Here is a 15,996-nt window from a genome sequence, read left to right on the forward strand (position 1 = left end):
ACGATTACGAATATTCAAGAAATTCGTCCTGACCTACCTGTAACGAACATCTGTAATCGAGAACATCGGCAGGTAGTAGGCTGCTGCAAAGCCTATCATAAACACACCTATAAAAAGGGCCACACACCAGATGTCTTTTTTTGAAAAACCTGTACTATAATAATAGGTCCGTTCCTTCTGCCTGCTAAATCGTTTCGCCTCCATCGCGACCGCAACACGATGGGCCCTCCTGATGCTCTGGGATAAAAGGGGAATGCTAAAAAGCTTAATCTTATAAATGAGCGCGGCCACCCCTTTTTTCTGCTCCACCCCTCGAACCAAAAGAGCATTTCTTAATGTAAGATACTCCTCCACCATGATTGGCAGCAGCCTTACTCCAGCCATGAAGCCATAGGCAAACCTTGGAGGAAGCTTTCCTTGCTGCATCAAGGAATAGAATAGCAGTACCGGTTTTGTGGTAAGCGCGAAAAGCAGGCCGCAAAAAGCAAACACCATTGAACGCATTCCTAGATGCACTCCCCTGAAAAAGCTTTCTTCGGTCACATGTATGAGTCCAAAACGAAACAGGGTCGTATCCCCTTTTCCAAACATGATCATCGCAAGTGAACTCGTCAGGAAGATGAACAAAAAAGGCAGAAGCAGCAGCATTTTTATTTTTACAGGGTACCTTATGGAAGCTAGAAAGACCAACAGGAATAACAGGGTCACATAAGCAATGACATCCACATTATGAATGAACATGATGCCGATAAAAACAAACAGCATGATCAGGAGCTTCAGGCTTGGATTCACCCCATGCATCCATGATTCTTTATTAGTTAATGCTAACTGCATGCTTCTCTCTCCTACTCTCAGGCTTACTGCAAAGTTCTTTACCCGGGACCTCTTCTTTTACTTTCCCATTCTCCACCACCCACACTCTATCTGCGAAATTCTCCGCAATATGAAGATCATGAGTGACCATGACAACAGCTACTCCTACCTGTTTCATAGAGTACAGCCATTCCAGCATTCGAAACGTATTTTTACTGTCCTGTCCGAAAGTCGGTTCATCGAGCAGGAGGACATCAGGTTTGTTGATGACTGCAGCTGCGACACTGAGCCGCCGCTTTTGACCCATTGAGAGCTGATAGGGATGCTGTGCTTTCAGATGCTGAAGCCGAAACCTTTGCAACAATTCCTCGACCCGCAACGCTATCTCCTCTTCCTCCAGCTTTTTCAAACGTAATGAGTATGCGATTTCCTCATAGACGCTGGTGGTGACAAATTGGAACTCGGGATTCTGAAAGACAAAGCCGATCCGATTGGAAGGGATGCCTTTTACTGCCTTGCCATCCAAAGCATACTTCCCTTCCGTTTTGACCAGCTGCATCAACGACTCCAGCAAGGTGCTTTTGCCAGCGCCGTTTTCACCTACAATAGCTATCCACTCTCCGCTATAGATAGCCTTTTCCTCTACCTCGATTTTTTTCTCTTTTCCCCGATAACCAGAGAAATCATTTAAAGTAATAATGGGAATATGAATACTGTCTATGGAAACTTCTTCACAAGCTTGCTCTCTTTCCTCGAGGTAATCCTTCCACACTCCCGGATACCAGATGCCATATTTCTTTAAAAGTGGAATATGATTCCGAAAGATGCTGGCTGTTGGACCGTCTGCCACGATACATCCTTCCTCATCAAGCACCACAATCCGCTCCACGTAATCAAGGAGGAGATCCACCTTATGCTCCACAATAATCACCGTTTTTTCTCCGTCTATTCCCTTTATCGTATCCCACACCTGCTGCGTTCCTTCCGGATCCAGCATGGCGGTGGGCTCATCGAGAAACAATACTTCCGGCTCCATGGCAAGAACGGAGGCAATCGCCAAGCGCTGCTTAATACCGCCAGAGAGCTTCCCGATGCTTGTATGCATATCATCGAGATCCAGTCCAACCAGTTCCAGGAGATGACAGATTCTTTCGGGCATTTCCTCTCTTTGAACAGCCAGATTCTCCAGGACAAATGCCAGCTCTTCATCGACGTATGGCATGCAGAACTGGGAATCGGGATCCTGGAAAACATAGCCAAAGGATAGTGGCGACAACGTTTCCTTGGCAACCATCGGGATCTCCAGCACTTCGGGAATCAAGCCTGACATCACCTGGAGCAGGGTAGATTTGCCACTTCCTGAAGGCCCCAGAATCAGAACCTTCTCTCCCTTTTTTACAGACAGGGAAAAATCATGAAACAGTTGCCTGCCTCCTGGATACTTCAACCGTAATTCTTCCAACTTGATGATTTGCTCCATGATTGCCTCCTTATTACTGTCTCAAGGAATCGTAGTCCTCTTTGCTCGCAGGACGCAATAAACTTGTGACACCCGTTGCTTCCAACGCTTTTACCAATATATAGGCAAGTACACCTGATAAAAGGATGGCACCGATGATTCGGAAAGAAATCAACAGCGTCACATTCCACCACACATAATCAAACAGGTAGCCTCTGAACAAGTCCATCAGAAGAGATCCTATTGCAGCAGCAACACCTGCGATTGAAACAACCATCATGTCAAACTTTTTATAGCGGAAGCCCATGAATACAGCCTCAGCAAAAAGCCCTTGCACCACGCCATAAACAAGTACCATCAATCCATATTCCGAACCGACGAGAAATTCACCCGAGGCAGCGGCCACCTCCGCCAAGAAGGCGACACCTGCTTTTCGGATAAGCAGATAGGCAACAGATGCTGCAATGAACCACATGCCATAGGATAGCTCCTGAATCTGCAGTCCCAATGGCGTTAACATACTATAGACCGGTCCCCAGATTTTATAGACGATTCCAAACACCAATGCGATCACAATGGTGACGAGAATATCCGTCAATTTTAATCCCTTTTTCATTTTCTTCATCCTTTACGCGTTTATTTGAATTTCCCCGACAGGCCATTTTTCTAAGGTATAGGCCATCTCCCAGAAGGAATATTCATACTTGCTGCTGATGATGAAATACTCCATCATCCTTTCCTGCTCTTCTTTTGTCGCTTTTTCCGCAAGCTCATCCAATCTATTAATCTGTTCCTCCACAAGCTCGCGGAACCACTCCCCACCATAGGCGGCAATCCATTCCTGATAGATCGGCTCCTCTGGTGTGGCATCCTTCAGCCTTTCTCCAATCTCGTAATATAGCCAATAGCATGGAAGCAGGGCAGCAATGACTTCCCCAAGCCCCCCGGTAAGGACGGCACGGTACATATGGGAAGTATAGGCGTGTGCAGTAGGCGCCGCTTTAAAGCTTATTTTCTCCTCCTCCGACACTCCCAATCTCTTGGAAAAATTCTCATGCAGGGACAATTCTGCCTCATACGTACCTTGTGCATGGGCAGCCATTCTGGATGTTGTATGTAGATCGAAAGCTTTGGCTCCTGCATAGGCCTGCACTCTTGCAAAGTGGCTTAAATAGTAGGCATCCTGCAACACATAGTATTTGAATGACTCCAACGACAAAGTGCCATCCGCTATCCCCGTTACAAATGGATGGTGAAAGCTAGCCTCCCAGATAGGATCTGCCTTCATGCGTAATTCCTGTGAAAATTTCATCCTTCTTCCTCCTGTCGAAATCTTTTAATAAAAGGCTTTTTTCGTATTCATCGTTGCTATTTAGGTAAAAATAAATGTACACATCAGATTTAGCCCGTTGATTTCCACTCCGGACACTTGCTTTCCGCGGGGACGGATGGGAGCCTCCTCGGCTTCGCCTGTGGGGTCTCCCATGCCCTCTACTTTCCCGCAGGAGTCAAGTGACCTCCGCTACAATCAACTCAGTTTCATAACATTATTTGCTAAAAGGAAAAGCCTAAAAATCAATCCAATTCGCTACTGAAATGAAAATTTGAGACAAAATCCAATTTTTCTACTTTTAGTAAGGTAAATTTCTCACTTTGGTCACCCCCTGTTGGTTGGAGTGCAAGGCGTGAGACTCCTGCGGGAGCAGCGTGTCAAGGGAGACCCCGCAGACGCGTAGCGTCGAGGAGGCTCCCGAGGCCGCCCGCGGAAAGCGAACGCCTGGAACGGAGACCAACAGGGTATTTAATGGTGACATCTTGTTTTTAGTCCCCCCTATTCTTAAATCAACAATTTTCACGAAAAAAAAAACAAAAAACCACCTTCCTCGCTTACGCAGGAAAGGTGGTTGAGTATATTTCGCAATTCTCTGCCACTCGAAATAAAGAGATGGAGAGCTCGACCGACCACTTCCCTACGCTGGTGTTAACCAGATCAGGTTCTAAGAGTCTTAGAGTCTCACTCTAATCTCAGCCTTTTGAAGGCACCCCTAGTGGTAGAAAACTATGAAGTTAGTGAAAAAGGTGGAAACCATTTTCTGATACCAATCTTATATCAGCTTTCTCCGGTTTGTCAAAACTTTTTAATTTCCGCTGATTTCGATTGGACTTTTATCCTTATTTTTACGCCCAAACCATCTACGTTTCTTCTTGGATTTCTTTCCGAAGCCATCGAGCATTTCATAGACAACCGGAACAACAATCAGGGTAAGTGCCGTGGAAACGGTCAGCCCCCCGATAACAACAACAGCCAAACTCTTTGATACAAGACTGCTGGCACTTGCATGACTGAAAACAAGCGGCATCATCGCGGCGATTGTCGTAACTGCTGTCATCACGATCGGACGAAGTCTTGTGGATCCCGCCTCAAGCAGTGCTTCCCTTGTTGGCAGCTCCCTTTGTTTGTTCTGAATGACTCTCTCCAATAGCACAATCGCGTTGGTTGTCACGATTCCAATCAGCATCAATGCGCCGATCAGTGCATTCATATCAAGCGAGGTTCCCGTCACGATCAATCCGATTACTCCACCTACCACTGCAAGCGGCAGCGAGAATAGAATGGCGAATGGAGCACGAGCTTCACCAAATGTAATGACCATGATCAGATATACAAGCAGAATGGCTATCCCCATCATCTTGAACAGGTCCATAAAGGTTTCCTGCATTGATTCGGTGACACCGGCAACAGCCACATTCGCTCCATCAGGAAGGTTAAGACCCTTGATCATCGTATCTACCTCAAGACCGATTTTTCGGACATCCTCTCCCACAATTTCTGCTGAAACCTGTATCGTTTCTTCCCCGTCCTTGTGGAAAATCTGCGTTTTAATATTCTGCTCTTTAACGGTTGCTACATCCTTAAGTTCCACTAGACCTGCCACTGGGGAAGCAAGCTTCAAGGCAAGCAGCTCTTCTTGTGAATCCAATCCATTGTGGTTGTATTTAAAGGTTACTGGGAGTCTTTCCCCGGATACTGTCACTTCTCCCATCGGTGTTTTTGCCAAAGCCATTTTCACTTGTTCCCCGATCTGTTGGGCTGACAATCCCGCTTTTTCGGCTTCAGACTGATTCACTTCCACCTTCCACTCGGACTGCATCTCTTCATAGTTGGAAGTGATTTTATCCAAGCCATCTATATGCTTCAGCTCTTGCAGCACCATTTCTGTTGCAGCTACCCGCTCCTCTTCATTGGCAGCTGTAACATCGATTTGGATCCCGCTTCCCCCAAATCCACCAAAGGAATTTTTCATGGCTTCCACTTCGACAGCGTTAAAGTTCAATGCCTTCTCTTTTGTTTCCTCGATAAAAGCGTCCACATCTTTCCCTTTTTCAAACATGACGAAAAATGCTGCGACATTCGATTGTGTCACCTGGCCAAATTCTGCATCCTCCTGTGCCATCCCCATACGAAGCAGCACTTGGTCCGCTTTTTCTTCTTTCAAAAGCTCTTTTTCAAACAGAAGCGCGTTCTCCCTTGCCAGTTCAGGATCCATGTCCTTAGGGAAGGTAAGATTGACACTTACTGCTGACTCCACCTCTGACTCCACATTGGATTGCGGAATCAGAAAATATCCGCCAATGGATGCAAGAAATATCACGAAAGAAGCTGCAAGGACAATGAATTTATGAGACAGGGACCATTGCAGGACTTTCTTATATCTTAATGCTGGTTTTTCCTCCTGCTGCTTCACTTTCTTCAACAACATAAAACTCAGCATCGGTACCACAGTCAAAGCAACAAGCAAGGAAGCCATGATGGAATACACAACCGCCAAGATCATCGGAAGGACAAACTCACCAAGCGAGCCTGATACAAATCCAACAGGCAGGAACACTGCAATAGTTGTAAGGGTCGACGCGGTAATCGCCATTCCCACTTCTCTGGTCGAATCGATGACAAGCTCTTTCGAAAGTTGTTCAAGCTGCAGTCTTCGGTAGATGTTTTCCATGACCACGATACTATCATCTACAAGTCTACCAACAGCGACCGCCAATCCCCCAAGGGTCAGAATATTCAAGCTTACCCCTGATTGTTTTAACAAAAACATCGTTATAAGTATGGAAAGCGGAATGCTAACGATTGCAATAAAGGTTGTTCGGATATTTCTTAAGAACAATAGGATGACAAAGGTGGCCGCTACCGCTCCGATTCCCACTTCGCGTGCCATTCCATATACTGCACTTTCCACTTCGGCTGCAGTGGAGAAGAGCATGTTTATGTTGTAAGCGGGATATTCCTTTGCCAACTCTTCCAGCTTCTCGTCCATTGCCTTACCGACATTTACGGCATTTGCACTTGTTTCCTTCGTAACAATAAAGGCCAATCCATCAGCACCATTCAAACGGGTAAGCGCCTCATAGTATTGATTGATCGATACAGATGCCACATCACCCAACTCAACGTTTGGAGCAAGCATAATCGCTTCAATGTCACTCACATCATTGATTTCCCCAACCACTCTCACTGCGGTAGAGGAGCCATCCACATTCAACTGCCCGGATGGAACCGAGATGCTTTTGCCTTGAAGCGCCATCATTACCTGCATAGCAGTCAATTTCTTCTCCTCGAGGCTTGCCGGATCTACTTCAATCAAAAGCTCTGTGCTTGATTGACCGTACAGAGAGACAGTGGATACTCCTTCAACCTCTTCCATTTGCGGCAGGATTTTTTCTTTGATTACCTGTTCGTCTTCAAGTGTCATTCCCTCATTTGTTTGAACACCGATCTGTGCAATCGGAATCATCGAAGTGTTCAACAGGACAACAAAGGGCTTCATCGCCTCCTGTGGCAATGGCAGCTGATTGACGATCCTCTCCACCTCTTGATTTGACTCTTTCAGATCTGCTTCGTTATTAAAATATATATCTATTCTTGAAAGTCCTTCGCTAGTGGAAGAGACCATCTGCTCCACATTCGCAAGTTGTTTCAAACCGCTTTCAATCGGTTCTGTTATCGTATCTCCCGTCGTTTCCGCATCCATCCCCTGTGCAATCGTCGTCACGGTGATCACCGGATTATCGACGCTAGGCAAAAATTCGACTGGCAGCTTTGTAGTGGAATAGACCCCCATAACCGAAACCAAAAATACCATAATAATGATTGCCGCTCTGTTTTTCAATGAAAAGCCGATTAATTTTTTCATCTCACATATCCCCTAAGAATTTACTGGTTTTTTCTTTCTTTTCTAACTATATCGTGGCATTACGTTTACTAGTGTAAAAACTTTGTAAAATCATCCTTTCTCTTCCAACTGGATGTCCCATTGGATATTTTAACATCACATGAAAATTATGGAAATGTTTATTTTCAAAATAAAAGATGCTAACCGAAGTGGATAACACCTTCTTCAACTTCCTCAAACCGAGGCTGATTTTTCTAGAGCCTCTGGCGCCTCCTCTTCCTCTTCTGAATGTTTTGGAAGGGTGGCCATATAGAAAAATGAGACAAAAAGCAGACATCCACCTACCAACACATAGATCCCCTCTACACTGACAACCTTCTGGAAAGTCAACGCGATAATTCCAAGAGTGATGGACTGCGAAAGCATCATCACTGGCGTAATCCATCCCTGCACCCGCCCCATCATTTTCGGATCTACGATTCTTGGAAGCCAGCCCCCAATTCCGATGTTCACAAATGGCAGACTTAATCCAACAAGTGCACTGAATGCCAAGTAGTAGAATATCGACGTGCTATACCCCGAGGCAATAACAAAAGCTCCAGACACCCCTACGCCAATGATCACCATTTGATAGAGCTTCAGCTTTTTGGCAAGCATGGAAGCTATGATACTGCCCAAAAGCACCGAGATACCAAATACAACTCCTACAAGAACCATGATTTCCTCATAATTGTCTGGCGCCAGTTTATATTTCAAAATATAGGCCGGCATGACAGACATCCCGCCGTTCACAATCCCAAAAACAAAGAATCCAATGATCAAATAGACGAGCAGCGGACTTTTCAGGATGTAAAGGAGCCCCGCTTTAAAATCCTTGGCTACAAATTTGATGTTGATTTCCTTCCACTTGTGAGTTCCATTTGGCAGGCGAACTTCCTCGGAAAGCACGCACGCCCGGATTAATAGCGCGCTAACTATATACGTGGCGAAATCGACTATGATTGCGCCTTGTAGCCCGATGGACCAGTAGATGAAGATACCGAGAGCATTTCCGAAAAGCATGAACAAACTGCTGGTCATCTGGTTTAATCCTGCTGCCACCGTATATTCATCCTTGGAGAGAATTCCTTGTATCATGGCTCCTTGCGCCGGATAAAAGAATTTTGAAACCGCGCTGCGCAGAAACAATAGGGCAAAAATCAACGGCATAAAATCTATGTAGATGGCACCAAGCAATCCAAGTGACAGGAATGCACAGATCCAATCACTATTGGCAGCAATTTTCTGCCGGTCCATCCTGTCTGCCAGCACCCCTACCAGAAAAAATACTGCCAGGGTAGGCAAGGAGTACATAAGCTCCGTAATGGCCGCGTAAAACGGCTTTTCTGAAAATCTATCCAACAGGTAAAGCATAAAAGCGGCAATTCCAATTATATTCCCCATCTGCGAAGTAAATGCTGCCAAAAACAAAAGACTGTAATTGCGATTTTTAAAGATTTGCACCATGCTTTTCATCCATTTATCCCCCACCATCATCTTGTTATCTAGCATCATTTTACCTTGATTAGTAAACAAGGGTAACGGACTTACGGGTAATTTTCTATCGGTCTCAAGGAGGAGAGGCAGGTAGTGATGGAGGCTTACTCAAATGGTTCGTGTGGAGTGATAGTGTGTGTTTCCTTACGTCACCTTCAAGTATTTTGCCGGGTGGCGGTATGAAAGGATGTGTTTCAATCCATCGCCGTTACATCAATAAAAGCCCGGCAATTCAAAAGGATTACCAGGCGTCATCTTAAGGCTTCAACAATATTTTTCCGGTACTTTTTCTGTTCTCCAAAAGCTCGTGGGCTTTGGCTCCATCACCTAAGGAAAAAACAGTCGGCTCCGCAATTTCCAACTGGTTCTCTGCAATCCAGGAAAACAGCTGGTGCGAACGTGCTACCCTCTCTTCCCGGGAAGTCAGAACATTCCAAAGGTCGCCGCCTGTCAGGGTCTTCGAGGTGTCCATCAGCATCCTGGGATCGACAGGTACTGGATCGCCGCCTGCCATTCCATAGAACACAACCGTCCCGCCAATTTTTGTTGCCTCAAAGCTTGATGCCAAGGTCGAACCGATTGACTCGCACACTACCTCAACGCCTTGCTCCGAAGTTGCCTTTTTCACGTCAGCCACCCAATCGGAACCGTACAGAAACACCTCGTCCGCACCTGCACCTTTTGCGATAGCCGCCTTATCCTCAGAGGAAGTCAATCCGATTACCTTACCACCAAGCAGTTTAGCCATTTGGGTCAAAAGCTGACCGACTCCCCCGGCTGCTGCATGGACGAGAACTGTGTCCCCTTTTTTAACAGGATAACTGTCGTGCACAAGGTAATGTGCCGTGAGTCCTTGAAGCAAAACTGCCGCAGCCGTTTCACATGAAATCTTATCAGGAAGAGGAATTGCTTTCTCGTAAGGTACTGCAACATATTCCGCATTCGCATATGGTACATCAGCAAAGCCTATTTTGTCACCAACCTTAATGTCCGTAATAGCAGCTCCCACTTCTGAGACCACTCCCGCCCCTTCATATCCAAGAATATAAGGCGGCTCACCTGCAAGATGGTAATTGCCTTTTCTACGATAGATATCAGCAAAATTCAAACCAACCGCTTCCGTCTTAACCAAAATTTCATGATCACCTATTACAGGATCCGGAATTTCCGTGTAATACAGAACATCCGGACCGCCAAATTTATCAAATACAAGTGCTTTCATTCGAATTTCCTCCATTTCCTATTCAAAATTCCAGCCTGCTTCATCGTTCAATATACTATCATGATGACTTGGGATGCAAAAATCTTGATTTCAGCCGATATTTTCATATATCAGCCAGCCATTCCTTACCCAGTATCGGCCGAAAATATTTATTATCGACCGTTTGATCCATATATCGGCGGAAACATGAGGGATATCAGCCATTTCCCTTTTCAGCATAGTCTACGGTTCGCAAACTCAAAATACCAAGTCCTAAATCAAGGACTTGGCACTCATTCTCTATGATCAGTGGTTAATCATCATCATCGTCATCATCGTCTTCGTCTTTATCCTTTTTATCGCGATCTTTCTTGTCTTTCCCTTTATCTTTTTTCTTTTCCTCTTTTTTTCCTTCGCCCTGATTGTCATTATCAGAGGATCTTTGGGACTCTTCTTCCTTCTTTACAGGTGCTTTTGGCTTTCCAAAAGCAGGAAGGTTGAAGGACTCCACCGGTTCATCCTTCCATGCTTCACTCACTACCTGCTGGAAAATCTTCGCTGATGGACTGCCTGCCCCCGAAATGATCGGAAGGTATAGATCTTCTGTTGGCTTATCGAATCCGATCCAGAAAGCCCCGACCACCTGTGGCGTGAAGCCGGCAAACCACTGGTTGGAGGTGGCTTTATGGTTATCATCCCTTGTTTGAGTGGATCCAGTCTTTCCTGCCACTTCCCTGCCTTGAATGATGGCATTCTTCCCACTGCCTTCCTCCACAACATTCTGAAGGATATAGGTCATTTTTTCCGCTGCTTCCTTGGAAACGACCTGTTCTTTTTCACCTTCAAAGTTAGCAACCGCATCGCCGTCTCCCGTTTCAATTTTCAAAATGGCATGGGATTCGACAAGCTCGCCCTTGTTCGGGAAAATGGTGTAGGCCTCTGCCAGATGCTTAGGTGCGATTCCTTTATCAAATCCACCAAGAGCAAGGGCTGCTAGGTTATGATCATTTTCTGTAATCGGCAGATACAATTTCTTTGCCGCTTCAACACCCGTTTCAACTCCCATCTCATGTAAGAGGGAGACCGCTGGAACATTATATGAGTTCAGTACAGCATCATACATCGATACTTCCCCACGGTAATCAAGTGTATGATTCAGCGGCTTATACCCGTCTATATCAATCGGTGAATCATTTAACATATCGTACATATCATAGCCTTTTTCCAGGGCAGGTGTATAAACCAATAAAGGCTTCACCGTGGAACCAGGCTGCTTGGCGAGTCGTGAAGCCCGGTTGAAATCACGGAACTTGTAGTCCCTTCCTCCAATAAGCCCAAGAATTCCCCCTGTCTTGGGATCCATTAAAATACCGCTGCTCTGCGCGACTTCTCCGCTCGGAGCCGTCGGGAAGTTGGCCGGGTCGGCATAAACATTTTCCAAGGCTTCCTGAGCTTTAGGCTCAAGGGACGTGTAGATTTTGTACCCACCTGCCAATAGCTCACTTTCACTGATGCCGTACATTTTATTGGCTTCCTCGAGAATGTAATCCATATAGCTTGGATATTTCCCTTCATATGGATCGACATTTCTCGTTTCAAGCTTCAACTCTTCCGCTTTGGCGGCTTCGAGCTCTTCTAGTGTAATAAACTTCTGATCATACATCAGGTGCAGGACCAGATTTCTTCTTTCGATGGAACGCTCCGGATTATTCAACGGCGATAAGGCTGAAGGTGCTTTAATTAATCCGGCAATGGTGGCCGCTTCCGCCAGTGTCAATTCGCTAGGTTCCTTTGCAAAATAAACGGCAGCTGCATTCTTGATTCCCCATGCTCCCTCACCAAAATATATCTGATTTAAATAAAGGCTGATAATCTGATCCTTTGTGTAGGCCTTTTCCACCTTCTTGGCCAGGAAAAACTCATCAAATTTCCGTTTGAAAGTTTTTTCATGTGTCAAAAATACATTCTTCGCCAGCTGCTGTGTAATGGTACTTCCGCCCTGTACGACTCCCCCTGCCTTGACATTAGTGGAAAACGCACGGAGGGTACCAACGAAATCGAAACCGTCATGCTCATAAAAACGACGATCCTCCACCGCTACGACAGCGAGTTTCATCACATCAGGAATGTCCTCACTTGATACTCCCTCTATTTTGCTTGCAGTCAGTTTACTCGCAACTTCACCATGACGGTCATAGATTACAGTCGCCTGTGGCAAAGGTTCGGTCAAAGCACTGACATCCCTTGTATTAATATATAATTGCATCCCTAGCAATACGATTAGCACGAATAATCCAGCCATTAAAAACAAGGCTCGCAGGCTGACCTTTTTCTTATTTCTTTCTACTCTCTTCGCCATAAGAACCCCCTATTTCACTACAAAAATCTTTACAGTAATTCGGAACAGCCCCGATTTTTTTTAGGGTAAGCATACATAATTCCTGTCTTCATCCATTAGAATAAACTACTACGGAACCCTGTATATCCGCTTTCTGTTTCACTATGAACATTACTACTTACCCATTTTACAAGAAGATGAACCACAAAATTAGAATTCTAATAATTGCGCGAATTCCAATTTCCTTGACTCGCCTTCTTTTCACCCACTATAATGATGAACAATTACCTAGCTGAATAAGTATAAAGTGCTACTCGTATAATCTTGGAGATATGGTCCATAAGTTTCTACCAAACTGCCTTAAACAGTTTGACTACGGGATGGAGCAAATACTATATGTATGTTTTCGACTAATACTACTTTTTATGTAGAAAGAAAACAAATGATAGCCTCTTTGCCACTTCTCTAATGTCAAACTCCAGGATTTCCATGGAGTTTTTATTTTTTATTGGAGGAGAATAAAATGAATACAACCAACTTGACAAATCTAATCAAAGCTTCTGCCAAATCCGCTCCCGCTGACCTTGTCATCAAAAACGGGAAAATCGTTGACGTGTTCAATCTCGAAATCATTGAGGACGATCTAGCGATAAAAGACGGAATGATTATTGGAATAGGAGATTACGAAGCTATAGATTACATGGATGCCAAAGGTGCGTATATATGTCCCGGATTCATTGATGGTCATGTCCATATGGAATCCTCTATGGTCCACCCCTTTCATTTCACCAATACTTTAATCGAGCATGGGGTAACCACCATCATCACCGATCCGCATGAAATCGCCAATGTCAGCGGTGCCGCTGGTGTGCAGTTCATGATTGATGCAACCAAGGATTCGTTGGTGGATGTATATTTCATGCTGCCTTCCTGTGTCCCTGCTACACCATTTGAACAGAATGGTGCCACCCTGCATGCAAGGGATCTTCACCTTTTTACGAGAATGATAGAGTACTGGGACTGGCAGAAGTGATGGACTTTCCGGCAGTCAGGGACACCGATGAAAATATGATCGGAAAACTTACCCAAGCATGGAATGAAAGAAAGCAGATAGATGGGCATGGTGCAGGATTGACCGAAACAGGAATCAATATCTACCGCAGTACCCAGATAAAATCCGATCATGAATGCGTTACTGCAGCAGAGGCTTTGTCCCGAATCAGGAAGGGGATGTATGTCATGATTCGGGAAGGGTCGGTTGCCAAAGACTTGAAGGCACTGTTGCCTGCTGTTAATAACAGAAATGCAAGGCGCTTTTTGTTTTGCACGGACGATAAACACCTTGACGATCTTGTTCGGGAAGGAAGCATCGACCATAATATTCGGCTCGCGATTCAAGAGGGGATGGATCCGTTGCTTGCGATTCAGTTGGCCACATTGAATGCAGCTGAATGCTACTCCCTCCCCCAAAAAGGTGCGGTCGCGCCAGGATACCACGCGGACCTTGTTTTAGTAGGGGATCTGAAGAATCTTGAGATAGAAAAAGTCATGAAACGCGGAAAACTAGTAACAGACCAATCAAAGGGCTTAGCGAGGGCTCCTCTTTTCGCCCCTAAAGAACTCACAAATTCTGTTCGCATCAAAACGTGTTCAAAGGAAGACCTAAAGCTGACTTTGGATGGTTCAGTACCATGCAGCGTTATTGAAATCATCCCAAACAGCCTTGTCACCAACCACATAAAAGAAACGGTACAAACCAGGGCAGGGGAATTCGTTCCATGCACAGAGAATGATCAGTTGAAGCTTGCAGTAGTCGAAAGGCATAAAAGCACCGGGAAAATTGGAATTGGCATCGTGAAAGGGTTGCAGTTGAAAAGTGGAGCGATTGCATCAACCGTTGCGCATGACTCTCATAATATAGTAGCGGTTGGAACCAATGACGATGATCTCCTCGTTGCCATTCAAACACTTCAGGATATACAGGGAGGATTGGTCATTGTATCTCAGCAAAAAACAATCGCCACCCTGCCTTTGGAAATTGCCGGGTTGATGTCAAAGGAGCCTTTGGAGCAGGTATTAGATCATATACACACCCTTCATCACGCATTAACAGAAATAGGGATGGAGCTTGATTTCAATCCATTTGTCACGCTCTCATTTCTGAGCCTGCCTGTTATTCCTGCCCTAAAGCTTACACAATCAGGATTGTTTGATGTAACAGAGTTCAGGCATATTTCCATCCAGTAGTTTTTTACAAAAAAATCCTTCCCCTCCACTCTTTGTCTACGTTTAAAAGTCTAGGTACAGGGTACTTAAATTACAAACGACCAGATTAAAAAAAGGAGAGGAATAACATGCACTCGTTCAACAACATCCTCATTGCATATGATGGATCAGAAGGAAGCGTCAAAGCTCTCAAACTCGGCATCGACATGATGAGAAGACTTGATACAAATATTACGGTTTTGCAGGTACTCGAGGAAAAAATGACGGGAGCCTCCATTTCATCAAGGCAGCCTGAAGTCATGCCTGTCGGAGGATTTGGACTCCAAGGTATGAATATGTACGCCAACAATGTGAAAGAGCGTGTCCCGACCGACCGACCTCCACAGGCTACAAATTATGATCCGACAGAGGAAGCATCCATGGAAATTCGGGAACTATTGGCACAGGAACGCGTTGAAGCTCCGGTGGAAGTAATGTTCGGAGATCCTGCCAAAACCATCTGCAAGTTTGCTCAAACCCAAAATCATGACCTGATCATTATCGGCAGCCGAGGACTAGGTGGTTTAAAGAAACTTATTCTGGGCAGTGTCAGCGATAAGGTCACAAATTCCGCCACCTGTCCGGTACTTGTTGCAAAATGATAGACGGCTTAGTCAGGTCTTTCCTTCCTGGAAAGACCTGGCTTTTTTTGTGCTTTCAAACGCCCATCTTCACCAATCCATAGGCAAACGCATACCGTATATAGATGCTACACGAAAGGAGATATCCCTATGTATCCATATAGACAATTACCTGGATTGCCTCCAATATTCGGACCAGGATCCGGGCAAGGGCAAGGAGGTCCTCCACCATTCGGACCTCCGCCAGGTCAAGGGCCAGGAGGAGGATTGGGACCCCCAGGACAAGGACCGGGCGGATTCGGACCTCCTGGACAAGGAGGAGGGCAGGGTGGTCCTCCACCGGGACCTCCTCCATCATCCCCTCCACCTGAAGTGATGGGCTATGGTGCTGGTGGGCCAACTGCACTTGCAGTAGATCCGGGAGCGATGTGGGGATGCTTACGTCGTTATACTTGGGTAAGACTGAATAACGGGGAAGCTTTCTGGTTCTGGCCTACATTCATAGGCAGAAGATCTGTAGCCGGCTACCGTTGGTGGTTCTTCACTTGGGTATACTTCGGTATAGACACAAACAGAATCAGATCATTCCAGTGTTTTTAAGCAATTTATCTAATGGAAAACCAACA

The 15,996-nt window shown here is 45.4% G+C and carries 10 protein-coding genes, 1 pseudogene and 2 riboswitches; of the genes and pseudogenes, 3 read left to right on the plus strand and 8 right to left on the minus strand.

The features are described 5' to 3' along the window. Positions 1-33: 33 nt before the first annotated feature. The 8 genes from ACFVAD_RS05205 to ACFVAD_RS05240 all read right to left on the minus strand — a co-directional run bounded on the left by ACFVAD_RS05205 (position 34) and on the right by ACFVAD_RS05240 (position 12,545). The gene (locus ACFVAD_RS05205; protein WP_386636813.1) at positions 34-834 is read right to left on the minus strand and encodes an energy-coupling factor transporter transmembrane component T family protein; all 801 of its coding nucleotides are present in this window, start codon (positions 832-834) and stop codon (positions 34-36) included. Next, entirely contained in the window at positions 815-2,293 is a 1,479-nt protein-coding gene (locus tag ACFVAD_RS05210) for an ABC transporter ATP-binding protein (RefSeq protein WP_386636815.1), read from the minus strand. The genes ACFVAD_RS05205 and ACFVAD_RS05210 overlap by 20 nt, the downstream gene beginning before the upstream one ends. Before the next feature lie 13 nt (positions 2,294-2,306). Then, complete coding sequence (locus tag ACFVAD_RS05215) at positions 2,307-2,897, minus strand: ECF transporter S component (protein WP_386636817.1); 591 nt, start codon at positions 2,895-2,897, stop codon at positions 2,307-2,309. Positions 2,898-2,900: 3 nt separating this feature from the next. Further along, positions 2,901-3,584, minus strand: a complete 684-nt coding sequence (gene tenA, locus ACFVAD_RS05220) for a thiaminase II (RefSeq protein ID WP_386636819.1) — start codon at positions 3,582-3,584, stop codon at positions 2,901-2,903. 638 nt (positions 3,585-4,222) lie between these two features. Next, positions 4,223-4,329, minus strand: a riboswitch (TPP riboswitch). 81 nt (positions 4,330-4,410) lie between these two features. Further along, positions 4,411-7,470 carry an efflux RND transporter permease subunit gene (locus ACFVAD_RS05225; RefSeq protein WP_386636821.1) on the minus strand — a complete coding sequence of 1,020 codons (3,060 nt, stop codon included), beginning with the start codon at positions 7,468-7,470 and terminating at the stop codon, positions 4,411-4,413. 213 nt (positions 7,471-7,683) lie between these two features. Further along, positions 7,684-8,964, minus strand: a complete 1,281-nt coding sequence (locus ACFVAD_RS05230) for an MFS transporter (protein ID WP_386636823.1) — start codon at positions 8,962-8,964, stop codon at positions 7,684-7,686. A gap of 277 nt (positions 8,965-9,241) precedes the next feature. Further along, entirely contained in the window at positions 9,242-10,222 is a 981-nt protein-coding gene (locus ACFVAD_RS05235; RefSeq protein ID WP_386636825.1) for a quinone oxidoreductase family protein, read from the minus strand. Between the two features lie 277 nt (positions 10,223-10,499). Continuing rightward, a complete protein-coding gene (locus tag ACFVAD_RS05240) occupies positions 10,500-12,545 on the minus strand; it encodes a transglycosylase domain-containing protein (protein WP_386636827.1) in 2,046 nt (681 codons plus the stop codon). 273 nt (positions 12,546-12,818) lie between these two features. Next, positions 12,819-12,920: riboswitch (purine riboswitch) on the plus strand. Between the two features lie 127 nt (positions 12,921-13,047). On the opposite strand from ACFVAD_RS05240, the pseudogene ade reads away from it, so the two are divergent. The 3 genes and pseudogenes from ade to ACFVAD_RS05255 all read left to right on the plus strand — a co-directional run bounded on the left by ade (position 13,048) and on the right by ACFVAD_RS05255 (position 15,970). After that, positions 13,048-14,771 (plus strand): annotated as a pseudogene (gene ade, locus ACFVAD_RS05245) (adenine deaminase). Between the two features lie 107 nt (positions 14,772-14,878). Further along, positions 14,879-15,391 (plus strand): universal stress protein, encoded by a 513-nt coding sequence (locus ACFVAD_RS05250; RefSeq protein WP_386636829.1) that lies wholly within the window; start codon positions 14,879-14,881, stop codon positions 15,389-15,391. Between the two features lie 129 nt (positions 15,392-15,520). Continuing rightward, positions 15,521-15,970, plus strand: coding sequence for a hypothetical protein (locus tag ACFVAD_RS05255; RefSeq protein WP_386636831.1), 450 nt, complete (start codon positions 15,521-15,523; stop codon positions 15,968-15,970). Positions 15,971-15,996 lie beyond the last annotated feature (26 nt).

It is taken from the genome of Sutcliffiella sp. NPDC057660, assembly GCF_042800035.1.
GTDB lineage: Bacteria > Bacillota > Bacilli > Bacillales > Bacillaceae_I > Sutcliffiella_A.